This is a genomic window from uncultured Nonlabens sp. (genome assembly GCF_947495285.1).
GTDB lineage: Bacteria > Bacteroidota > Bacteroidia > Flavobacteriales > Flavobacteriaceae > Nonlabens.
Genome location: NZ_CANLXZ010000001.1, coordinates 99,444 through 123,726, shown reverse-complemented (window position 1 = coordinate 123,726; position 24,283 = coordinate 99,444). Strand labels below are relative to the sequence as shown.

General features: G+C 35.5%; 21 protein-coding genes and 2 tRNA genes. 10 read left to right on the top strand and 13 right to left on the bottom strand.

Annotated features, from left to right (window positions below; all coding sequences use genetic code 11):
- Position 1 precedes the first annotated feature (1 nt).
- Together Q0838_RS00550 and ruvC are read right to left on the bottom strand one after the other, a co-directional pair.
- Complete coding sequence (locus Q0838_RS00550; protein ID WP_298950116.1) at positions 2-511, bottom strand: rhodanese-like domain-containing protein; 510 nt, start codon at positions 509-511, stop codon at positions 2-4.
- Between the two features lie 3 nt (positions 512-514).
- Positions 515-1,069 carry a crossover junction endodeoxyribonuclease RuvC gene (gene ruvC / locus Q0838_RS00545; RefSeq protein ID WP_298950114.1) on the bottom strand — a complete coding sequence of 185 codons (555 nt, stop codon included), beginning with the start codon at positions 1,067-1,069 and terminating at the stop codon, positions 515-517.
- Between the two features lie 18 nt (positions 1,070-1,087).
- On the opposite strand from ruvC, the gene Q0838_RS00540 reads away from it, so the two are divergent.
- Entirely contained in the window at positions 1,088-2,002 is a 915-nt protein-coding gene (locus tag Q0838_RS00540) for a lysylphosphatidylglycerol synthase domain-containing protein (RefSeq protein ID WP_298950112.1), read from the top strand.
- Complete coding sequence (locus tag Q0838_RS00535) at positions 1,999-3,141, top strand: glycosyltransferase (protein ID WP_298950110.1); 1,143 nt, start codon at positions 1,999-2,001, stop codon at positions 3,139-3,141. The genes Q0838_RS00540 and Q0838_RS00535 overlap by 4 nt, the downstream gene beginning before the upstream one ends.
- On the opposite strand, the gene Q0838_RS00530 is transcribed toward Q0838_RS00535, so the two are convergent.
- The 3 genes from Q0838_RS00530 to Q0838_RS00520 form a co-directional block, all read right to left on the bottom strand.
- Positions 3,113-3,601, bottom strand: coding sequence for a hypothetical protein (locus tag Q0838_RS00530; protein WP_298950108.1), 489 nt, complete (start codon positions 3,599-3,601; stop codon positions 3,113-3,115). The two genes, Q0838_RS00535 and Q0838_RS00530, sit on opposite strands and share 29 nt — an antisense overlap.
- 343 nt (positions 3,602-3,944) lie before the next feature.
- Positions 3,945-4,259, bottom strand: a complete 315-nt coding sequence (locus Q0838_RS00525) for a hypothetical protein (RefSeq protein ID WP_298950106.1) — start codon at positions 4,257-4,259, stop codon at positions 3,945-3,947.
- A 30-nt stretch (positions 4,260-4,289) separates the two neighbouring features.
- Positions 4,290-4,562 carry a hypothetical protein gene (locus tag Q0838_RS00520; RefSeq protein WP_298950104.1) on the bottom strand — a complete coding sequence of 91 codons (273 nt, stop codon included), beginning with the start codon at positions 4,560-4,562 and terminating at the stop codon, positions 4,290-4,292.
- Between the two features lie 218 nt (positions 4,563-4,780).
- On the opposite strand from Q0838_RS00520, the gene Q0838_RS00515 reads away from it, so the two are divergent.
- On the top strand, positions 4,781-5,281 hold the full coding sequence (locus Q0838_RS00515; RefSeq protein WP_298950102.1) for a dihydrolipoamide dehydrogenase: 501 nt from the start codon (positions 4,781-4,783) through the stop codon (positions 5,279-5,281).
- 55 nt (positions 5,282-5,336) lie between these two features.
- Here the strand turns inward: Q0838_RS00515 and Q0838_RS00510 are convergent, their stop codons facing one another.
- Complete coding sequence (locus Q0838_RS00510) at positions 5,337-6,140, bottom strand: Cof-type HAD-IIB family hydrolase (protein ID WP_298950100.1); 804 nt, start codon at positions 6,138-6,140, stop codon at positions 5,337-5,339.
- A gap of 276 nt (positions 6,141-6,416) precedes the next feature.
- On the opposite strand from Q0838_RS00510, the gene Q0838_RS00505 reads away from it, so the two are divergent.
- The 3 genes from Q0838_RS00505 to Q0838_RS00495 all read left to right on the top strand — a co-directional run bounded on the left by Q0838_RS00505 (position 6,417) and on the right by Q0838_RS00495 (position 8,367).
- Positions 6,417-6,490 (top strand) — tRNA-Asp (locus Q0838_RS00505).
- Positions 6,491-6,719: 229 nt separating this feature from the next.
- Positions 6,720-7,802, top strand: a complete 1,083-nt coding sequence (locus Q0838_RS00500) for a heparan-alpha-glucosaminide N-acetyltransferase domain-containing protein (protein WP_298950099.1) — start codon at positions 6,720-6,722, stop codon at positions 7,800-7,802.
- A 136-nt stretch (positions 7,803-7,938) separates the two neighbouring features.
- Entirely contained in the window at positions 7,939-8,367 is a 429-nt protein-coding gene (locus Q0838_RS00495) for a hypothetical protein (protein WP_298950097.1), read from the top strand.
- 184 nt (positions 8,368-8,551) lie between these two features.
- On the opposite strand, the gene Q0838_RS00490 is transcribed toward Q0838_RS00495, so the two are convergent.
- Positions 8,552-8,633, bottom strand: a tRNA-Leu gene (locus Q0838_RS00490).
- A 111-nt stretch (positions 8,634-8,744) separates the two neighbouring features.
- Between Q0838_RS00490 and Q0838_RS00485 the strand changes: the two genes are divergently transcribed.
- On the top strand, positions 8,745-10,130 hold the full coding sequence (locus Q0838_RS00485; protein ID WP_298950096.1) for a dipeptidase: 1,386 nt from the start codon (positions 8,745-8,747) through the stop codon (positions 10,128-10,130).
- Positions 10,131-10,250: 120 nt separating this feature from the next.
- Here the strand turns inward: Q0838_RS00485 and Q0838_RS00480 are convergent, their stop codons facing one another.
- Entirely contained in the window at positions 10,251-11,009 is a 759-nt protein-coding gene (locus tag Q0838_RS00480; RefSeq protein WP_298950095.1) for a hypothetical protein, read from the bottom strand.
- 408 nt (positions 11,010-11,417) lie between these two features.
- Between Q0838_RS00480 and Q0838_RS00475 the strand changes: the two genes are divergently transcribed.
- The 3 genes from Q0838_RS00475 (at position 11,418) to Q0838_RS00465 (ending at position 15,045) form a co-directional block, all read left to right on the top strand.
- On the top strand, positions 11,418-11,783 hold the full coding sequence (locus Q0838_RS00475; protein ID WP_298950094.1) for a BlaI/MecI/CopY family transcriptional regulator: 366 nt from the start codon (positions 11,418-11,420) through the stop codon (positions 11,781-11,783).
- A 2-nt stretch (positions 11,784-11,785) separates the two neighbouring features.
- Complete coding sequence (locus Q0838_RS00470) at positions 11,786-13,852, top strand: M56 family metallopeptidase (RefSeq protein ID WP_298950093.1); 2,067 nt, start codon at positions 11,786-11,788, stop codon at positions 13,850-13,852.
- A gap of 92 nt (positions 13,853-13,944) precedes the next feature.
- Positions 13,945-15,045, top strand: a complete 1,101-nt coding sequence (locus Q0838_RS00465) for a DUF4407 domain-containing protein (protein WP_298950092.1) — start codon at positions 13,945-13,947, stop codon at positions 15,043-15,045.
- A gap of 134 nt (positions 15,046-15,179) precedes the next feature.
- Here the strand turns inward: Q0838_RS00465 and Q0838_RS00460 are convergent, their stop codons facing one another.
- From Q0838_RS00460 to Q0838_RS00440, 5 genes are all read right to left on the bottom strand, one after another.
- Positions 15,180-16,208: an App1 family protein gene (locus Q0838_RS00460; RefSeq protein WP_298950091.1), complete on the bottom strand. Its 1,029-nt coding sequence runs from the start codon at positions 16,206-16,208 to the stop codon at positions 15,180-15,182.
- Positions 16,209-16,732: 524 nt separating this feature from the next.
- Complete coding sequence (locus Q0838_RS00455) at positions 16,733-17,563, bottom strand: metallophosphoesterase family protein (RefSeq protein WP_298950089.1); 831 nt, start codon at positions 17,561-17,563, stop codon at positions 16,733-16,735.
- A complete protein-coding gene (locus Q0838_RS00450; RefSeq protein ID WP_298950087.1) occupies positions 17,545-18,894 on the bottom strand; it encodes a sodium:solute symporter in 1,350 nt (449 codons plus the stop codon). The genes Q0838_RS00455 and Q0838_RS00450 overlap by 19 nt, the downstream gene beginning before the upstream one ends.
- Positions 18,895-19,446: 552 nt before the next feature.
- Positions 19,447-20,901 (bottom strand): SusD/RagB family nutrient-binding outer membrane lipoprotein, encoded by a 1,455-nt coding sequence (locus Q0838_RS00445; RefSeq protein ID WP_298950085.1) that lies wholly within the window; start codon positions 20,899-20,901, stop codon positions 19,447-19,449.
- A 163-nt stretch (positions 20,902-21,064) separates the two neighbouring features.
- Positions 21,065-24,271, bottom strand: a complete 3,207-nt coding sequence (locus tag Q0838_RS00440) for a SusC/RagA family TonB-linked outer membrane protein (RefSeq protein WP_298950083.1) — start codon at positions 24,269-24,271, stop codon at positions 21,065-21,067.
- Positions 24,272-24,283 lie beyond the last annotated feature (12 nt).

Below are 24,283 nucleotides of genomic sequence, written 5' to 3'. Positions count from 1 at the left end.
ATTAAAAAACCTGAACTCCTGACTTTAAAAACCTACCCCATACTTTACTGTACACATGCACGTTATCTGTAGGGATCTCGTTAACATCCATCACTTCATAACCAGCGTCTTTCCATGAGAATATACTACCGTAAAGATTCCTAACATCTGTATAACCATCTTTAAGCATCTTCTCACCAAAGATTTCAGAACGTATTCCTACACTACAATACACAACTATTTTCCTGTCTTTGGCTAGCTTGGGCATTCTTTTACTAGAATATTTCTCACCTACCCATAGGGCTCCAGGCAAGTGACTAACTTCAAATTCTTTCTTTTTGCGAGTATCTAAAATTACATACTGGTCATAATCCATTTTAAGATCTTGTACGCTTAAATATGGAACGCTCCTTTTATTATAAGTTTCTAATAGTGCAGGAATATCTTTTTGCACTTCTCCTACCTGTGCTGTAGAGATAGTAGAAAACGTTATAAAAAAGATGGGAATCCATAAAGTTAAAATGTGTCTCATAAATTATTTCTTAATTCGTTTTTCATTTTGTTTTACAAACGATGCCCAACCGCTGTAGCTTTTACCTACTTCTATACGGCCACTGTTATAAAAATGACACACTGCAGCGGCAAGTCCGTCGGTCATATCGAGATTTTTAGGCAACTCTTTAATAGCTAAAAGACTCTGCAACATCCTTGCCACTTGTTCTTTACTAGCACTACCCTTACCAGTAATAGCTTGTTTAATTTTAAGCGGTGCGTACTCAAAAACTGGTATGTCTCTGGATAAACCTGCAGCCATGGCCACACCTTGAGCACGACCTAATTTGAGCATGGATTGTACATTTTTACCAAAAAACGGTGCTTCCAGGGCTATTTCATCTGGATGATAGGTGTCTATTAACTCGACAGTACGCTCAAATATACGACGCAACTTCACGTATGGATCTTTTATTTTCCTCATATCCAGTTCATTCATCTGGATAAAACTCATGGAATTGCCTTTTACCTTTATGATACCAAAGCCCATTATTGCAGTACCAGGATCTACACCTAGAATAATTTTTTCTGTTGCCAATTGTTGTATTTTTCGCACATGTTTATCGCACATCACAAATCTAAGCAATTCCTCGCTCCATTGATCAAATTCATCATTGTTGTAATTTGCGCATATGCACTTTATTCACAATGGCAAGATCGCTCCATAAACACAGACATTATTTGGTCTACCATTAAAACTTTACCATTTTACACATTACCATTAATGATCGCAGTAAGCATGCTTAGCTGGATGGTAGAAAGTAAAAAATGGCAATACTTAATAAATGACCTTTATTTGTTACGCTTGCGCGACAGCGTGACTCAAAACCTCACCGCACAAGCAGCTAGTTTTATAACTCCTTTTAGAACAGGAGAATTTGCGATCAAGTCTCTATATTTCAAAAAGTCTCTACGCAAAAGCATATTATCAAGAATACTAGCTGGTAACACGTCGCAAATGATAATCACTACTATTTTAGGGATTACAGGGACGCTATTCTATTTACAAAAAAACCTCATCATAGAGTCGGCATTCTTACTTTTATTTACAGTTACAGTACTTTGCCTACTTGGTGTAATACTAACTATATGGATACTTAAGAAATGGGATTCAGGATCTATGGATAGCACAAAGTGGTGGTCTATATTATCTTATTCTTTATTAAGATATCTTATTTTTTCAAGCAATTGGTTAATTATACTAGCGCTTCTAGATAACGACTCTTCCCTTTTAATCATGACTAGAAACATCACCATCTTTTATCTCGTTGTTTCTATCATTCCCGTATTTCAATTGTTTGATATAGCTGTAAAATGGACGGTTGCCACATACGTTTTTAACGAATTTTTCCATGATTCAGAAACCATAATTATAATTACCACTCTTATCTGGTTTACTAATACCATCGTACCTACTGTTCTAGGCTGTTTATTATTACCTTTTCACAAACTAAAAACCGCTATAGAATGACCTGGCTGTTCTCCATAATAATGATAGGCTATGCACTGGTGATTATACTACTTTCTAAAGAAGCACTAACCTATCCAGAAACCAAATCGGTTACCGACTGCGATCCATTACCGTTCTCCATTATCATTAATTACCGCAATGAAGAAAACAACCTGCCTAGATTACTTGAATCTATAGTGAATCAAGAATATGACTACAGTCTATTACAGTGGATTTTTATCAACGACAGTTCTACAGATCAAAGCACTCATATTTTAAACTCTTTTAAAAACGACCATCCTAAACTAACTGTTATATTACTAGATAGAGAACCAAAATCTGCCAGCGCAAAAAAAGATGGAATTACTCAGGCAGTAAATCATATCACAAACGAATTGATTATAACAACTGACACAGATTGTATTTTACCATCTAGATGGATTTCTAGCTATAACACAAAGTATAAACAGCATAAAAACGCTCATTTTATCGCAGCGCCAGTTCAAATGCAACAAGAAAACAACTTATTAACTAGCCTACAACGACAAGAAATGATGGCCTTGCAATTAATTACCATAGGTGGTTTTGCTTACCATAAACCTTTTATGTGCAACGGTGCAAATATGAGTTTTACTAAAAATGCTTTTAATGAGGTAAATGGATATCATGGCAATGATCACATATCTAGTGGTGACGATATTTTTTTATTAGAAAAACTAGCCAGTAAAGATGTCACAAAATGTCATTATCTAAAATCTCAAAATGCTACTGTAATCACACAACCTAAAAACAATTTAATAGACATAATAGCGCAACGCGCACGCTGGGCTCAAAAAGGTAGCGAGACTAATAGTAGACTTAACAAACTAGTAAGTTTTCAGGTTTTAACCATGAGCTTATTATTTATTTCTAGCCCTATATTATGGCATTTTTCATTAATCACAGATAAGATGTTTCTAAGTCTGGTTCTTGTAAAAGTATTTACAGACTTCACTGTACTATCAATAGGAGATCAAATATTTAAAAATGTAAAATGGAAATTTGTCATAGTTAACTTTATCACATACCCATTTATAGTAATTTTAATTGCACTTAAAAGTCTATCAAAACCACAGTGGCAAGGTAGAAAAATTAATTCTCTAGAGAGTCTACAGGAATAAAAACAATAGGTAATCTATAAGTCGTAGATACTGGTATCGATCGTTTTACGGCACTCTTTATAACTGGAAAATCTGCTAATCGATCTTTTAGTATAGAATCGAGTCGATCCTTATCTATAGAACGAGCACATTTAAAAATACCATCATACTCTATCACACCCTTGTTATCAACGCTTATAGAGGCATATACGCTATCCTTTTGCTCTAGTTGTATAGCTATATAGTCTTTTCTCAATTTTTGATCTATAACATTGAATAAAGTCTTATAAAAACAATCTGACGTGGTGAGCATCTCGTCACAATTATCAAACACAGGGTAACGATCTACAGAATCCATATCGATACTTTGCATTTCTATTCTAGCCATATCATGCGCTCGCTCCTCCTTATAATCCTCAGATAAACAAGAAACACAAATACTCAAAAAAAGTACTATTGATAGAAAACACGCTTTATTCATAGAGCTAATTTACAACCTTTCTATTTTTTAGCAACTAGAAAGACCTCTTTACGCAAATCCTTCCTACGCACTTCTCAAGATTCCACAAAAAAATATTAGGATACAGACTCCTCGTAAAACTCTAACTTCTATGATTTATCTGCATAGAATTGATAAGCAGCTAGAACATATTGATAACCTATAAAATCGTTTTAAAACTTCTCTTTCTTAGCTGTTTTAGTAGCATAAAATGCGTTTTTATAATCTCCATTTTTCACATAAATAGTTACAAGTTGCAAAATACTTGATGTAATTCTACCGTTTTAAAAGCATTAGAGCTTTCTACATATTGCTGCGCTAGGTCTCATTTACCTAATTTAAGATAAGACCCAGACATATTAAAGTACACAAGAGAATTGCCATCTTGATAAATCTCTTTATGTATTATATAATTATCCACAGCTCTCTGCCACTGACTGTCATTAAGATAAGACCAGGCAAGATTCTTACGGTTATAATCGGTATCATGTCCTAATTTAAAAAAGCAACGCAAAATGCTCAACCACCATGACATATCCCTTACACCTAGATAAGCTTGAGCAATAAAGCTATTGAGTTTCAAATCGTTCTCATATAAAGCATGACGCTTTTTTGCATTAAGAATAGCATTATTAAACATCCTTTTTTTTAATAAGAATTTTTACTAACTCTATTCTAGCCGCTCTGTAAGAAGTATGTAATAATACCGCTTACGCAAAAGAGGACACAGCATCCTCCTCCCTGCCCAAATCATTATAAGTCGTACCATATAATAACGGTACGTAGCATTCTCAGGAAATTTAACTATTAATTTATCGAAAACATCAAAAGCAGTAGCAGGATCATTATTTCCCAAAGAAAGACGAGCATACTCAAATCGAGGTCGCAAACTCACACTATCCTTTTTAAAACCTTCTTGATAACTGGATAACGCGCTATGCACGTAACCTAACTGCCTGTAGACTCTAGCAAGTTTAAAATAACCGTCATCGCTAGTTGTATAAATATAGATAGCATTATCTTCTATCGATAGTTAACTATCTGCGACTGTTAGTTACCCCTGCATTTTAACACAGATTAATCATTAAATAACGAGTAAATAGTTTCTCATGTTCTAAATTTAGGCACACTTATTGAACACTAAAATTTAAACTACTTATTATGAAATATATCACACTACTTTTTGCTCTCGCTATTACATTAACCTCATGCAACAGTAACGACGATTTTATTGACACAGACACTGATACTATCGCACAGTCTTTTGAAACACGACCAGTTAACTTTACTGCTGCTAATAATTATGAAGTAGTGATCCAAACGCCTAATAGTATTGACCAGTTTGAAAATGATATGACACTCGTTTATCTATTACAAAATGAGCAACCAGACACCTGGGTACTATTACCACAAGTTTTCTATGCTGCTAATTTTGAGTATCAATACAATTATTCAGCTACCTCAACGAGCACCACGATACTTTTAGACTCTCCCGTTTTAAGTGATTTAGACTTTTTACCAAATCAGGAACTTTTAGGGAAGATCTTTAGAATCGTTAGAATTCCTGTCGCAGATTTTAGCTCAGACTTAGATATAAACAACTATGACGCAGTTATGAACGCTGTAGGATTAGATACACAAGACATTATGGTTATAGAATAATAATCTAATCATTCATGAAGAAGGCAGTTCCTAATTATTAGGGCTGCCTTTTTTTTTATGCGTTTTGTTCTAACCATAGAGCAACACCATCCTCTGCATGATGTACTGTAGAATATTTTGCCGCCTTTTTAACCACATCTCTTGCATTCTCTACTGCTACACCATAACCTACAGCACCTAGCATATCTTCGTCATTGTAATTATCACCAAAAGCGACAACATTTTCCATTCCTATATCAGAAAATCTAAAATCCAACAGCTTTCTTAGGGCTACTTCTTTAGATGTTCCACTAGGCGTGATTTCGATATAAGTACTTTTAGATCTATAAAGTCGTACACTAGGCCCTATTTTCTGTTCCGCTTTCGCGAAAGCGGAATCAATACCATCTCTATCGCCCATAAACATAATCTTGTGCGCACCACCTTTATCTTGGGTCTTTTCTAAATATTCCAAAGTAACAGAAACATCCTGCACCGTAGGCTGCACTCTAGTATTATGAATTTCTCTCTCAGACCACTTATCCATAGAAGGTACAAACCACTCCTCTTTTCTATAAAGAGAAACATGAAGCCCATTTTCTTGAGCTATTTGAGATAATGCTTTTATTTCATTAAACGGAATACTCAATTCATATAACACCTCTTCCTCATGTAGTACAAGAGCACCGTTATAACATATCATAGGAGAATTCACTATACACAAAGCCTCTTGAAGATAAACCATAGCCTGTGGCATTCTTGCCGAAATAAGGATTTTGGGCATGTCTAATTTCTCAAGAGAAGCAATTGTTCTATCTGACAGGTATCTTTTATCATTTAATAAAGTACCATCTATGTCTGTTGCAAAAAGTTTTATCATAATTCAAAGATAATTATTTACACCTTTATTTATTATCAATGTAACCAGACATAATTTGATTAAAAATTTCATCTTTTTAATCAAATTAAACAAAAAACTTCTTCTATTTGATTTTAAGTGATTTAACTAAGCATTAGGAAGACAATTTCATATATCCAGCACTGTTTTTTAATTATTTTTAAAATTATTTTTAAAAAAGTCTTGCCAGTTAATAAAACAGTCGTATATTTGCAACCGCTAACGCAGTAAACGAGTTAGCAACGTTCTTTAGAACACGGTCTGGTAGTTCAGCTGGTTAGAATACATGCCTGTCACGCATGGGGTCGCGGGTTCGAATCCCGTCCAGACCGCATTACTTTTTAAGTATGCAATTCAAGTTGTGTGTCCTCAGATACAATTGAGGACTTTGAAGGTAATCACAGATTACTTTTTGAGAAGCTTTTCCAAACGGAGAGGCTTTTTTGTTTTATAGAAACTGGAGATTTACAGCGCGCTGTGGATAATTCAAATATTATAATTTTTCCGCAAATTCATCTTATTAGAATAATACTGTAGTTTTGTTAAACTAATTAATCCCGCTTGAAAGCTAATCGTTTATTTTTCATTGATGCCGTTAGAGCATTTGCTATCATAATGATGCTGCAAGGTCATTTTATAGACACACTACTCGCTATAGAATACAGAGACGAAGACCATATAGTTTTTCAAATCTGGAAATACTTCAGAGGTATTACAGCGCCCACTTTCTTTACCATTTCTGGAATCATTTTTACTTACTTATTAATGAAGTCCAAAAAAAACGCAACGAGCAACACGCGCATTAAGAAAGGAGCTGTCAGGGGCGTCATGCTCATATCTATAGGGTATGCATTAAGAGCTCCAGTTTTTGAATGGGCTCAAGGTGTTTTTAAAGACTACTTTTTAATTGTAGACGTACTGCAGTGCATAGGACTATCCATATTACTTACCATACTTATATATATGGCTACTTTTAAGAAGTCTGCCATGTTTTCAATAATCATGATCAGCCTAGGTACAACGATATTTCTCTGCGAGCCATTGTACAGATCATTAGACGTTTCACAACTTCCATTATTTATCGCAAACTACCTCACTAAAACAAATGGCTCGGTATTCACAATAATTCCCTGGTTTGGGTACATGGCATATGGTGCTTTTATAGCGACCTTATTTTACGGATTCTTAGAAAAAGCTAAGTTTAAAACCATACTAGTCACCAGCTTATTAATAATAGGCGCCCTATTAATATGGTACTCTTCTCACTTTTTCAATTGGATATATTTACAATCAAACATCCTACTATTTAAGGAAGTTGCCTATTACAACTATCTATTTACTAGATTAGGTAACGTTCTTATTTTATTAGGAATATTTTATTATTGCGAACAATACATCAAACAGTCATTAATACTCAAAATAGGACAAAAAACCCTTTCTATATACGTCATACATTTCGTTATTATTTACGGAAGCCTAACGGGCGTAGGCCTACATCAGATTATAGGTAAAAACCTCAACCCATATCAAGCTGGAGTAGGTGCAATTATATTTGTTACCACGGTTTGCGCACTATCCCTATACAGAATTAAAACTAACCAATTTATATATACACAATTAAGAAAAGTAATAAGACGCAATTAACTAACAAATAATACCTTGTTTTTATGTATTTGGGCTGATTAATATGATTTTAAACGACTATTTACCTAATTGTAAGAACAAAATTTAAGAAGCTCCATAAATATGTAAATTTGTATAACATATAAAGAACATAACCATGAAAAAAGTATTTTTAGGAGCAGTAGCTTTAGGATTAATCTTAACAGTAAGCTGTAGAGAAGTAGAAAAAGGAATGGATGACGCAAAAGCTGGAATGGAAGAGGCAGGCGATTCTATGAAAGACGCAGCAGGAGATATGAAAGATGCTGCCGCTGACGGAATGAATTCAGTAAAAGAAGGCGTAAACGAGGCTGGAGAGGCTGTTAAAGGCGCTGCAAACGACGGTATCGATGCTGTTAAAGAAGGAGCTAACAACGGTATGGAAGCAGTAAAAGAAGGCGTTAATGAAGCTGGAGAAACTGTAAAAGGAGCTGCACAAGAAGGTATGGACAAAGCTGGAAAAGCGGTAGATGATGCTGCTGCCAAAGCTAAAGACGCAACTGACAAAGCTACTAACAGCTTAAAAGATAAGATGAACGGTAACTAAAAACCAGTCATTCATATTTTAAAAACCGCTTTATAGCGGTTTTTTTATGCCCTATTTTTAAATAAAAGTAAAACACACGCTAGCCATAAATAATTAGAGTTCCATACATAACGGCACTAACTCAATGTTTTATAAATAGCTATAAATAAAAAAAGCTCCTCATAACTGAAGAGCTTTTCTTTTGTGCGGATGACAGGAATCGAACCTGCACGCCGTGAAGCACTAGATCCTAAGTCTAGCATGTCTACCAGTTCCATCACATCCGCTTACTGGTGTCCCTATTTGGGACGGCAAATATACACTCTTTTTAACAATTACAAATTCTTTATTGAAAAAATTTTCAACCTTTCTTATCTTTACCTCAAACACAATAGAAAATGGATACCAAATCATACGTTGATAAACATAAAGATCGCTTTATAAATGAGCTTATAGAATTACTTAAAATCCCATCTATAAGTGCAGACCCTGCATATAAAGATGATGTAATAAAAACTAGCGAGGTGATAAAAAACGCTCTTCTAGAAGCAGGTTGTGACAAAGTAGAAATTTGTGAAACTCCAGGCTACCCTATAGTTTATGGAGAGAAAATAGTAGATCCTAACCTTCCTACAGTATTAGTCTACGGTCATTACGACGTGCAACCGCCAGATCCTATCAATCTATGGGATAGCCCACCATTTGAACCTGTAATTAAAAAAACAGATCTACATCCAGAAGGAGCTATTTTTGCCCGCGGTGCTTGCGACGATAAGGGACAAATGTACATGCACGTCAAGGCTATGGAATACATGACAGCAAATAATGAGCTCCCATGTAACGTTAAATTTATGATAGAAGGTGAAGAAGAAGTAGGTAGCGAGTCCCTAGGCTGGTTCTTAGAACGCAACAGAGAGAAACTTGCAAATGATGTGATCTTAATTTCAGACACTGGCATGATAGCAAAAGACGTACCTAGTATTACAACAGGACTGCGCGGCTTAAGCTACGTAGAAGTAGAGGTTACAGGACCTAATCGCGACCTACACTCTGGACTTTATGGAGGTGCCGTAGCAAACCCTATCAACATTCTTTGTGACATGATCTCGCAATTACAAGATGAGGATAACCGCATCACCATTCCTGGATTCTATGACAAAGTAAAAGAACTAAGCGCAGAGGAGCGTGCACAAATGGCCAAAGCTCCATTTTCTCAAGAAGCTTACAATAAAGCCCTAGACATCGCACAAGAACATGGTGAGAAAGGATATACCACTAATGAGCGCAACAGCATAAGACCTACACTAGATGTAAACGGTATTTGGGGTGGATATACTGGTGAAGGAGCTAAAACTGTAATTGCAAGTAAAGCCTATGCAAAAATCTCTATGCGCTTAGTACCAGATCAAGACTGGCATGAAATTACAGATCTTTTCAAAAAACATTTTGAAAGCATCGCTCCAGCAGGTATAAAAGTAAAAGTAACACCTCATCATGGCGGTACTGCTTATGTAACTCCTATAGACTCTTTGGGATATCGCGCAGCTAGCGCCGCTTATAAAGACACTTTTGGTAAGACTCCTATTCCACAACGCAGTGGTGGGTCCATTCCTATCGTAGCCCTATTTGAAAAAGAGTTGAACTCTAAATCCATTTTAATGGGATTCGGCCTGGATAGTGACGCTATTCACTCTCCTAACGAGCATTTTGGAATATGGAATTACTTAAAAGGAATCGAGACTATACCTCATTTCTACAAGCATTTCACTGCACTTAAAAGATAACCTCTTAATTTATTATTAATGATTTGAGTTGTTCTTTTTTAAAAAAATCCCATTCGTATCGAGTGGGATTTTTTTTTAAAGCTTTCGCTAAAGCGAGATTTAGCAATCATTTTTCTTTAATTATAATGCCTTATGAGTTCTAGTTATTAAAAATCTTATATCATAAATATCCATAGAATCGGTCGAAGATATTTTAACCGTTCCACCATTTGCCTCCCAGACACCATCAGTATACGCATTAAAGGAATGCAAGTAATGATGCTCTACACCACGTGCTTTTGTCATAACAAAGTCATTGGAATAAATTTCTCCAACAGCACCACCTACATCTATTGCTACTGTCACTCTTGCTTCAGATTGCGTATTAGGCCTTAACTTAAATTCAATAAGTATATTTATACCATCACCATTCTCACCTATAATTTTTTGATTAGAAGCATTAAAAAAAGTTGCAACATCTGCTGGCAATTGATTGTCTACTACACTACGGGCATCATTAGACAGGGTCACTTTATTAGGCGAGAGGCCGCCAGTTCCTCTAGCCGCTATAGTTAATGGGCGAGCCGAAGTATAGGTACCATCCTTATACTCTGCCCAACCTGTAGAAGAACTAGATGCACCACTTACTCCAAAGGAAACCCAAGCTACACCATTATAAAAAACAAAACTATTTAATGTTGTATCATAAACAATTAAGCCAGTCGCTGGGTTAACTATAGCTTCTTTTTGAGCAGTAGACATTCTCGGCATTAACAAACCTTTATCTGTTGAAGAAATATCTAACACAGCGCTGGTATCTGGTAAATTAGTATTTATTCCTACCTGTGCAAATGACACTACACAAAATAAAAATATCAATGAAGTAAAAATAGTTTTCATAATAAATGTATTTGATTCAAATATATACGTTTCTATGATACAGAACATCAATATATTGATCTTTTGTTAATTTATTTTACTTTTTACTGTATTTTGTCGATTTTAATAATCATTTTAATACACTTTATCGATTATAAAAATAATATACATGCCTAATTACTTATTAATACCGTTATCTGCGCCTCTGCTTTTTTAAAATCCATAGATATGGTTTAGCATAGAAATAATAACGTTTAAAAAAATCACTTATTAGGATACAAATATTGATAATCAATTGATTAAATACTATTTAATAATAGAGTTGAACAAACTCATGACTCAAATATATTTTCGCAAAAAAATGCTCTACACTTGTAGAATTAAAATATTGTTCTACATTTGTAGAGTTAGATTCTAAAAAAAGTAGAAATGAAATTATCAAAAACTGAAGAAGATCTTATGAGTCATTTATGGAAGCTAGAAAAAGCTTTTATGAAAGAACTGTTAGAAGAATATGAAGATCCTAAACCTGCAACTACAACTATTGCCACTCTTTTAAAACGTATGACAGACAAAGGTTTTGTAGGCTATGAACTATTTGGTAAAAGCCGTCAGTATAAACCACTGGTTAAGAAAAGTGATTATTTCTCTAAACACGTAAATGGGTTGATTAAGAACTTCTTTAATGATAGTGCTTCACAGTTTGCATCTTTCTTCACAAAGGAAACTGATCTAAGCAGAGAAGAACTGAAAGAATTGAGAGAAATCATAGATAAGCAAATTAATAACAAATAGTTATGGAACATTTTTTAATTAATTCCGCAGCCTGTTTATTTACATTATGGTTAGCTTATAAATTATTGCTGGAGAACACGTCATGGCACAATTTTAAAAGGTTCTATTTGATAGGTGCACTTATCATATCGTTGATCATACCTTTTATAGTTGTAAAAACTGTAGTTATACCTATGGAAGAGATTCCATTTGTAGATTATAGTTCTCTAGTACTAACAGAAACTATGGTAGATCAGCCTAGTTTTGAGATCAATTGGTTTTATGTATTCAGTGGTATTTACATTATAGGTGTTGCAATTATGCTGTGGCGTTTTGGCAAGAATTTGAGCTCTTTTAGAATCCAACAGGAAGATGAGATCAGTTCTTACAAAGCTTATCAACTTATCTTGCGCAATCAACTGACTATACCGCATTCCTTTCTCAAACGCATTTTCATTTCAAAGAAAGACCACGAGTCCAACAATATACCCACGGTTATTCTAGAACATGAAAAAGCACATTTAGATCAAATGCACTCACTAGACATACTATTTATTGAGTTGCTTTTAATTGTCCTATGGTTCAACCCATTGTTATACATCATTAGGTATTCCATAAAGCTGAATCATGAATTCCTTGCAGACAGCGCTGTTTTAAACCAGGGAATATCTACGGTATCCTATCAAGAGGTTTTATTAAGGCATGCTACCACTAGCTACCAGCAGGCTATGGCAAACACATTTACATTTCCTATCATCAAAAAAAGATTTAACATCATGAAAACACATACATCAAACACGAGTCTAGTCTTAAGAGGTCTAGCACTTATACCTATTCTAGCATTACTTATTATAAGTTGTGGTAAAGAAGAAACCGAATTTATAGAAGTAGAAGAAATTGTTATCGTAGAAGACGATTCAAACAAAAAGTACATTATAGTAGATCCTAACGATCCTGAAGGAAAAATCACTATAAACGGAGAGCCTCATTACTATAAAATCAATGGTGATCAAATCGATATTTATAATAAACTGGACGAACTTCAGGATTTTGAAAGTCAAGGTTATGAAATAAGAAGGACAGATGAAGAGATAGAAATCATTGAAATTCTTGAAAATGTAACTTCTAAAGACATTGAAGAGTATAATTTCCAGGCAAAAAAGCATCAAAAATTTATAGAAGAAAAAGGTCACGTAGTAGTTTTTGAAGAAGACACAAAACGCATGCAACTTATTTTTAATTCTATGAGTGAAGAACAACGTGCTCAAAATGAGCCGTGGCCTTATTTATATTGGGATAATGACATCACACCAGGTGATATTCCTCCTCCGCCGCCACCTGCTCCTGCAGACCCTGACAAGCAATTGGGCTATTTAAACGTGAATGGTAAACTTCATTATTATAAAGCAAACGATAATGGACGCATGGAATTCTATGATACTTGGGGTTTAAAAGTGGACATAACTGGTAAAGCAGTTGAATATCTAGATAATAAAAACATGCCACCACCGCCTCCACCCAGAACTCCTATGGACTACATAGAAAATGTAGGAAATAGAATGAATTACTATATCAATGACCTAAAAGTCACTAAGGAGAAGGCAAAGGAATTCATAGAAAAAAACGGAAACAACGGCGTGCAAATCATGCCAGTCAATGGAGTGAACAGTTTGAAGATGTTTTCTAAGAATCAAAGAGTTGGTGCAAAGAGTAATTCTTGGAAAGACGTAGAGAAGCATTTGAAAGCAGGGATTGTAGATAGTCCAGAAAAACCAGCACAGCTGTCAAAAGATTATTCTTCAAGAAAGACTTTTCTATTGTCTGCATCACGTCAACAAGAGCCTGTGAAATTTGAAATAGATGGTAAAAAAGCAGATCTTCAAGAAGTAGAATCGTTAATTAAGAAATATAACAACGTTCCTTTTAGTATCTCTACCCAAAACGGTAATGAGCATACATTTAGTTATTCAACTAATAATCATATGGAAATGTCAGAAGAGACTTTGAATAATATGTATTCGTTATTATTTGAAACCATTGATCCTGATAAAAATTCTAAGCAGTTTATCGTTTCTCAACCTGGCGAATAAACTTAATTTCAGTTAAAGTTTTCGTTTCTAAACGGTAACAATACACAATTTCAAACGTTTATAAAAGACAACCCTTTTATAAACGTTTTTTTATGCAATCTTTTTTTATCTTTTGTAGTGGTGCTGATGCTGAGTTACTGGACCAGTGCAGCGCTGGCGAGCGTAATAAGTATGCCGGTATAGGCGCAACGGTTTTCTTTACTGCACTTATGGCATTTTTTGCGGCCAGTTATGCGCTATTTACCGTTTTTGATAATTACTGGATAGCAGGTGCTTTTGGTTTGGTTTGGGGTTTATTGATCTTTAATCTCGATCGTTATATTGTTTCTACACTTAAGAAAAGTGATCGTAAAATCAATGAGTTGTGGCAGGCGGCACCGCGTATTGTTTTGGCACTTATTATTGCTGTTGTGATTTCAAAACCTCTGGAATTAAAGATTTTTGAGAAAGAAATCGATCAGGTTCTTCTGGAAGAGAAAAATGCGATGACCTTAAATAATCAAGAGCAAGTTGCTAGTTTATTTGCTGTTGAGGAGTCCGCTTTCGCGAAAGCGATACAAGAATTAAAATATGAAATTACCACAAAAGAAGTCCAAGTAGAAGCCCTATACTCCACGTATATCGCAGAAGCCGAAGGAACATCTGGAACTAACAAGCTAGGAAAAGGCCCGGTTTACAAAGAAAAACGAGAAAAGCATGATGCTGCACTAGAAGAACTTAAAGAACTAAAAGCTTTAAATGCCGATAAAATAGCGGCCATAGAATTACAACTAGCCGACTTAAAAACTAAAGAAACTTTACAGCTGGCCGCATCGCAGCCTATTATAGAAAACGTAGACGGACTTATGGCGCGTATTGAAGCCTTAAAAAAATTGCCATTTATAACCTCATTCTTTATCTTCTTACTTTTTCTAGCGATAGAAACATCTCCTATTATTGCCAAATTATTATCGGCCAGAGGAGAATACGATTACAAATATGCAGAGCGAGAAGACCTCGTTATATCATGGGTAACACAACAAAGGCAACAGCAAACCATACTTACACAAACTGATAAAGAATTAAATAACAGAGTCTATAAAGACATCGCAGACGAGGACGAACTGTATACCTACAAAAAGAAAATAGCTAGAGAGCTCATGCAAAAACAAGCCGATGCTTTTTATAAAAAACAGAATGGGATTTTAGGGTAAAATATTGAGGATTAACGATATCTGATTTTTGATTTGTCATTCTGCTACAGAGCGGAATCGCTATAAATAAATCTCGATTCCTGAATCTCATTTCTTGAATCTCATTTCTTGAATCTTCTTTGGAATTGAGCTTCTTACACAATCCATCCATTCTCACGAGCGTGAGTAACGGCTTCTTTAGATTCTTTTACTAATAACATAGGACATATGGTAAAACCGTCGGCTATGGATTTTACTCTCAACATTTTCTTTTTGTGATCTACAGACCTTAAATAAATAGCCATAATGCGGTCAGGAAATTGTTGTGCGACATCTTTGTAATAATCTGCATCGTGCTCACCACTATCACCTATAAGAATAAACTTCATATGTGGATAGTGTTTCAATATGTTGATGAGTTCGTGCTCTTTATGAGGTCGTTTTAATTTGGGCGTTCTATCCCATGGTGTAGGAAAATCTCGCAATAAAATAGGGCCTTTAGGAAATCCATGAAAGTCAAGAAATTTCTCTAAGTATTTATATAAATTCCATGGACTATTACTTAAATAAAACATAGGATTTTGATCATTACTTGACGAGCCTCTATGCAATAATTGATAAAAACTAGCAGCACCTTTTAAGGCTAAACGACGGTCATAATTCTTAAAAAAGGTATTAAAAGCCACACGCATTTTAAGAAAGCTGGTCACACCAGTATGCATTATAGTATCGTCTATATCACTTATAACACCATAAGCCGCAGTTTCTAGGGGTATTAATGACTCTCCAGAGAATTTATTTATTTTGAGTCGTTTTTGTCGTTTCGCTTTCGCGAAAGCGGAATTATCTTCATCAAAACTAACCGTAAAGGATAAGTACCCTTCTTTATCTGTTAAGGCATCAAGGTCTATATCCGTTTTTATATTAAATAGAAAATAGCCTTCATGATCTGCTTTTACTTCAAAAAACTTACCGTTAGGCAAGGTTAATTTTACCTGAGCGTTTCTTATCTCGTCTGTAGCAAAAGTACGCCAGGTATTACGCAGCGTCTGGTACAAAGTCTGTTGCTCATAATGTTTTAATGGCTGGTCTTCTAGGGCGCGACCACGTATATATAAATGGTTTGCACCACTATATGTACGATAAATATCGAGAATCCAAGGATCACGTTTAAAAATTGCCATATTGTGAAATTAATCGTTTTATGCCGACTGTCTTAAAAGAACGCTGGTTATAAAAGTTTAAAAACTTACCTGTTTACCTGTTGCTCCTTAATTGCCTTAAGGCATACCATATGGCCATTAAGAATAAAAAGCCGAACCAGATAAAACTTCGGTTTTGTTCACCGTCAGCGATTTTATAACCTAAGATACACAGACTTAAGACACACATAACAATAAGTAATTTGTAAAACCAGTTAGGGATCATTTTCATTAATTGATTAACGTGTAATTTCTACAATCTATTTTAAAAATGCAAGTGTTCTCTGTAATTCTTACCTATTCCTTAGATAATTACATAAAACACCATAAAAACAGAATGTAATTATAAAAAGTAAGTAAGATGAGAATACTATCTACAAAAGAAGGTTTTCTTGTACTTAAATACCTGATTTTTAAATTATCTAGTTAAAACGATAGAACCAAATAGACCCTGCATTTCACATAGTTCTCGTATAAATTACATCATAATTCTTAATAGACTTTATTTAAGAAAACAGGTTAATTGGTTTACCCTGGGATAACCTTTCCTTATCGGGCAGGATCTCCATATTATCCCAAAGACCAGTACCTAGAGTAGTTGCATATTCATAAGGCAGTTCATTTTTTTTCATCTCATGAATCGCTGTTAAATAATCATAAGACAGCTGGATGTGTTCAAATTCAAAACCGCTAGAATCATCTATAACCATCGCCCAGGTTTTGATTTTACCATTATTTGCAGGCATTCCTATAACTCCAGGATTAAGCCATATTTGACTTCCCTTTTGATCTACAAATGGCAACCCACAATGTCCCGCCACAATCACGCTAGCGTCTAGTGCCATCATGCTAGAATGCTTCTCTATCCATGGAGTAGATTTAAAAACAAAGTGTGAGACGTTCTCATAACTGCCATGTACCACACCTATTTTCTTTCCTGCATAGTTAAATATAATATGGTCTGGAATAGTATTAAAAAATTCTAACGAGCTTTTAGATAGATTCGCTTTCGCGAAAGCGTACCATATCTCACTAAATCCATCACAACGAGATCCTTGAGTAAAATCACAACCACAGTCGTCTTGATCATCTCGCAACTGAATTTCTACATTACCTAAAATACTATGTGCGCCCCATGTTTTAAACAAATTTAATGTCTCTTTAGGCTGCCCACAATAACCGATAATATCGCCAGTACAAATGCAGTTTTCTGGTGGGATATCATGCTGTTGAGCAATTTGCATCAAGCTCTGTAACGCTTGCAAATTGCTATACACACCGCCGAAAAGCAGCATTTTTCCTTTTTTATTTCCTAGATCTAAAATCTTTTTATCCATGCCGGTATTAAAAATAAAAGGAAACTAATTAATATTCCATAAATGTTAATCCATAAGAGAACTGAGTATCTTCCTGAGGTAAAAATCAAGCTTTCTGGCAACCAGCCCAGAACGAGTAAAGTACCAAAAACTAGCCCACAAGTTACCGATAGAAAATAACTTACTCTAGGTACTTTCATTTTCCATAAAACAAATACTGGTGTTAAACCTATAACCATAGTACCACTTATGGTAGTGGCACTTAATATTTCTGCATCAAGGAATACAGGAATAGTACCTAGAACTGCGACAAGAATCATCATGATTCTACCGAATGAAACTGTTTTCCCTAAATTTAAATCGATCGTTAGCATTTTTGAAAAGCTAGAAAAAGTACTATCTAAAGTACTTGCTGCGCTGGTAATCATAATAAAATTGATAATGAGTAACAAAACTACTCCTAACTTTTTTGCTACCTCAACTGCTGCCTGACCTTGTAATCCTGATTGTTGTGCATACACACCTACCAGACTAAATAAAACAATACATATACCGCCTAAAACTGCTGCCCAAAGATAACTTTTGCGCATAGTTTTAGCATCGGTTATAAAACCGCGATCTGTTAATACTGGATCATGAAACGGATAACTAAAACTTTGTAAAATTGCGGCAAAAAACAGGTTCAATCCTAATTCCATGGACCAAGTACCGCTAGTCATCATTCTACCTACATCTGTAGATGGCTGGGCAAAAATGACTCCTAGAATGATCATTAATAATATAGAAAACAAAACCATCTGAATGACATCGGTAAAAATCGAACTGCTTAATCCTCCTTTTAAAGTATAGGCTAGTGTCATTACTGTAAACACAATTATCGCAGCATAATAAGCTGTAGTTCCCATTTCTCCAAAGTAGGTCCCGATAACCATCGTATTAGACCAGACTTCATTGAACAGTCTAAAACTAATAAGAATAGAAAATAAACCTACGGCTCGTTTACCATATTTATCGGTTAAAAAATGATGGATACTGGTATAGTTACCTTGTGTTCTTAATTGATATATAATAATTCCTGCTACTGCAAAGGAGAGATAATAACCAGCATAAGCGACGCCACCGACTAGACCAAATTCTAACCCTAAGTTAGCTGCATTAGTAATACTTTTTGCAAAAATCCAAGAGATAATCAAACTTCCTGTAAGCATGACCATATTAGGTTGCTTGCCGCGATGCTGTGCCTTAAAGAATGTACCAACATCTTTTGCATACGGCGCCAGTATGAAAAATATCACACTACTCGCTATTATGATTAACCATTGTAAGGTTGATGTCTGGGTTAGGAAATCCACTTTAAGTTTAAGTTTAAGTTTAAGTTTAAGTTTAAGAAAATGTCAATTCGAGCGCAGTCGAGAATGATTTTTTAAATTACTTATTCAATGTTTATCACACAATTTCATTTGTTAATTTTGAGTTTCGGCACTTAATACAGAATCTAATTTAATTGTCATTCTGCCGCAGGGCGCAATCGGTTTCTACCTTTATCGATTTGTAACCAGATGCTTTTTTAAAAGAGTAAAAATCAAAAAACATTCATTACAAGTCCTGAATCTTGAATCTCGACATGTATTTGTTCTCGACTCTCGCTCGAACTGACATCATTTTTCAAATCAATCTTTATGCTTAAAACCTGTGAGGTTGCCTAAAAAGGTTCTTTTTTTAATTTCAAACTTCTAAAAAGGTCAAAACCTCACAGGTTGGTTCTTTGCTTTTAACTTTCTCGACTCTCGCTCAAATAGGTGTTTTATTTTAATTTGAAAACCGCATTTCGCTTGCCTCAATGCTCACTCTTTTAAATTCGAGTTCAAGTTCTTATTGATTTTTAGTTTTGTTTTTATTTTTTCCTACTCATCCCACCATACTGGCGCGTTAATACTATTAACATTAGTTGCTCCAGCAGCAACATTATAATTATCAGTATTAAGAGATGCCTCCTCTGCAGGATAAGGCATTCTTACTGGGATTAAGTTGTTATTTAAACTTGCTTGAAGTGTTTTTAATACAGGAAAACCTGTACGACGGTATTCAATCCATCCTTCATAACCGTTGATCATGCTTGAGAGCCACTTTTGTGTAATGATCTGTTCTATAGGATCATTACCATTTGCTCCATAAGCGGCTTCTGTATTCAGATAGTTTGCTGGTAAGGTGGTATTCCAATATTCGTGAGCTTGTGTCACTCCTGTTTCATATAGCGTTTGAGCAGATGCTGAGATAAGACCTCTTTCGGCTGCCTCAGCAAGTAGAAAGTTAGTTTCCCACGCGGTCATGTAATTAGCATCTAGCATACCTGTATTTTCTCTAAAAATAGTTCCTGCTTGAGAGAAATCTCCAAAATCTGGTGTACTAGATGATGCATCTATACCATTGAGAATTCCATTAAAATCTTCGCCATTGCCATTATTAACTCTAGGTCTAAAAAGAACGTTGATACGTGCGTCGTTTAAACCTTCTAGTATTTCTTCCATCGTCTCACTCATAGCAAAGTTTCCAAAATCTCCAGCTCTCAATCGCGCCATACGGAAATTATTTGGCTCATTATCTGAGAAGTTAAACACTGCATTTTGTGAGTTTGTACTGATGTAATTCTGGTCATCAAACAAGTTCTGTAAACGTGCATTGACGTTTTCTCTTGCTGATATACGCATTAACGCTTTTATCTTCAAACTGTTTGCAAATCGTACCCAACCATCCAGATCACCGTTAAAAAGAACATCGCCTTCTAATGCAATCGCACCAGTATAATTTTCTATTGCAGCAATTCCTTGATCAAGATTATCTAAAATCCCTCCAGGTTGTAAATACACATCTTCTTGAAGATCATATTTAGGCTGTACTATACCGTCCAGACCTCTGAAAGCCTCAGAATAAGGAACGTCCCCAAAAATATCAGTCAACGCTGCACTCATATATGCTTTGTAAATCAAGGCAGGACCTTCATAAACAGCAAATGCTGGCGTCTCTCTTGACTGAGTGATGATTAATTCATTATCTCTCAAGTTTCTGTAAAAGATAGGCCATGGATTACCACCTAATTGCGGACTTTTTAAATCATGCCTACCGAATAGGTTAAAATCAAAAGCTGTCATGTGCTGGCTCAGCAAGCCACCAGCGACAAAGCCTTCATAAGACATTTCTTCTCCATAATTATAAATTACCTGCCTTAGTAAAAAGCTAGGTTGCACGCTTACTGGCGCATTAGGGTTGGTATTTATTTCTTCAAAATCAGCGGTGCAGGAAATGATCACTACGCTTATAAAAGCTAGAAGTAATAGACTGTATTTTGTTAAGTTTTTCATTTTTATATTGTTTAAATGCTTGGTTGAGCGATAGTCGAAACCTCTTTATAGATTCTCGATCATTAATCGTTCTCGACTCTCGCTCGAACTGGCATTAATTTTATTATTCTCTGTTGTTTGATGGTTGTTCTGCTTTCGCGAAAGCGGAACACGTATCCATCTTTTAAAAGTTAATTCCAGCCTTGATACCAAAACTTCTCGTTGAGGCGTAAGACATGTCTTCTACACCACTTACAAAACCTTGACCTTGAACGGCAAGCTGCTCTGGATCAAAATGTGGAATCTCGCTTATTGCGAAAAGGTTTCTTCCTATTAAAGACACTCGCATTTCAGCACCATTATTAAATAGTCCCAAAGCGCCTTCGTTTAAATTAAAACTGTAACCTATAGAGAACTGACGTAATTTTAAATAACTCGCGTCATACGTATTGTTCTCTTCTTCATTACGGTTATAGAAATCTCTGTAATAGGTTTCAGGCGATAGTGCGATAGTGTTTTGAACAAAATTTGGATTTTCTGCTGTACCAGTATTAATTACGCCATCGATAGTGATATTTTGAGATCTGTTTGCGGTTTCTTCTAACTGTCCACCTACACCAGCAAGTGCAAGAGTTCTAGAAACGATGATTCCACCATGTCTCCAGTCTAATAAAAATGAAGCATCCCAATTCTTGTATGTAAAAGAATTATTGAATCCCATTGTAAAATCTGCATTATAATTTCCTAATTTCTTAAGCTCAGGATCTGATATAAAACGTCCTTGATCGTTTAAAACAAAATCTCCATTTTCATTTCTCAAATAACCAGTTCCATAAAGGTCACCAACACGACCACCTTCTTCTACCTGATGCCACACGGTTTGATTCTGACTGTCATAAACTCTGGAGTAAGCAAGAGTTAATCTTCCTTCATCTTGTGGTAATTCTTCCACAATTGCTCTACTACTTGCAAAGTTTACGGTAGAACTCCATTCAAAGTCCTGAGTCCTCACTGGAATCGTGTTTAAAACGATCTCCACACCTTGCGTTCTAACAGCTCCTGCATTTACAACCTGCTGACTGAAACCTGATGCAATACCTATAGGCAATGAAAGTATTTGATCCTTAGTTAAAGCATTATAATAAGTGAAATCTAAATTCACACGTTGTTTTAAGAAACGAACGTCAAAACCTATCTCCACACTAGAAGTAGTTTCTGGTCTTAAGTTTTGATTAGGTATAAAATCTTGATTACTGAAAGTAGGCTGTGAGTTTACATTAGTCTGTGAGATAAAAGTTCCTTGCGTCTGGTATGGGTTTGTGTCATTTCCTACTTGTGCATAACTGGCTCTGATTTTTGCAAAATCAATTGCTTTAGGTAAGTCTACCATATTGCTCAATATAAAACTTGAAGAAACTGAAGGATAGAAAAAGGAAGTATTATCTGCCGTGAAAGGTGTTGCGAGTGCGCTGGACCAGTCGTTACGTGCCGTTACGTCTAGGTATATAAAATTTTTGTATCCTGCTTTTGCAAATGCGTATAAACTATTAATCCTTTTCTCACTTCTAAATCCAAAACTCTCGATAGGACTCGCCGCATTATTTAATGAAAAGATTCCCGGCAGCGCAAGACTTGTTGTTTGTGACTGAGAAGTAGAGGCATTTTGTGACAATCTATTTCCACCTACACTCGCGTCAAATTTCACATCACCAAATTGCTTTTTATAATTAAGTAAGAAGTCTGTGTTGATCTCTCTGTAAAACACATCATGCTCTGCATAAGCTCCATTTCTAAAACGGTTTGTAGAAAAATTACGTTTAAAACGACGTTTCTCACTACTGTAATCCATTCCTGTGCGCACAGTTGCAGTAAGCTCTGGTGTTAGCTGTCGCGAAAGCGAGATATTACCAAACAATCGATCACGACCAAAACTGTTCGTGTTTTCATTTAATATAAAAAACGGATTATCAAAGAAAGAATAGTTAAATGAGTATTGCTGCGATCCTTCAAGACCTGGCTGCCAGTAATCTCTCAGGCTATCTATATTTAAAGAACGTGGACCCCATGCGACAAGCGAGTAGTTTACGTTTTCACTTCCATAACCATTAGATGGACGGTTACCAGATGCACTATTCACATAGTTGATACTGGATCGTATGGTAGTTTTATCGCCAGGCATGAAATTGAGCTTTGCTGCCACCGTCTGACGATCTAAGTCTACGCCTGGAATTATACTCTCACTACGTAAATCTGTAAAACTTAAACGGTAATCACCTTTTTCAAAACCGTTAGACACAGCAATGTTATTAATAGATGTATAACCGGTATTATAAAAATCCTTAAGATTATCTGGATTACTTCTAAACTCTGTAGGTGTAATAGGTAATCCACTGTATAAAGAAGTGTCCCCACCGCGTACTACTGTTCCATCTGGTAAGGTCACAGGACTATCAAATTGCGGTATCAAAATGCCTTGATCTAATCGTGGGCCCCAAGAATAGGTGATAAAATCACTGGTTCCACCACCTAAACCATCGACATATTCAAAAACGCCACCTTGCCCTTGACCGAATTCATTTTGAAATTCTGGAAGTTTAAATGCGCTATCTACAAAGAAACTTGTGTTATAAGAAACACCCATTCCTTTTTGCTTTCTACCAGATTTTGTTTCAATAATAATCGCACCATTTGCTGCACGAGTTCCATAAAGTGCTGCTGCTGCTGGACCTTTAAGAACAGAAACACTAGCGATGTCGTCTTGATTTATTTCACCAGCTCCATTACCAAAATCTACTTCTTGAAAACCAGCTGCAGCCTCATTAGTAAAATTAAAAACCGTATTGTTATTTACAGGCGTTCCATCTACAATAAATAGCGGATTGTTATTAGAAAAACTCGCCTCACCACGTATCGTGATTTTAGAAGAAGATCCTACACCAGTTGCTCCAGGCGTTACGGATATTCCTGCAACTTTAGCTTGTAAATTATCTACAAAGTTGACTGCCTTTACTTCTTGAATTTGTTCTGTATCCAGAGTTTGTACTGCATATCCTAACTCGCGTTCTTGTCTTTTTACACCTAGTGCTGTTACTACTATTGCGTCTAGAGCATCTCCTTCTTCTAGGACTATGTTTAATGCCTCTCCCGCAACTACTGGTGCGGTAAAAGTCTGATATCCTATATAAGAAAAGACTAGTATCGCATTATCATTTACTATAATGGAATAAGTTCCATCGGTTTGTGTAGTGGTACCGTTCTGTATACCGCGTTCTGATACATTTGCAAAAGCAATAGGCTCACCTGCGCTATCAGTTACAGTTCCTGTAATTGTAATTTGTGCTGCTCCTAAGTAACTGCATAGGAGTAGCATGAATAGTGTAATTCTTTTCATGGAAAATTTTAA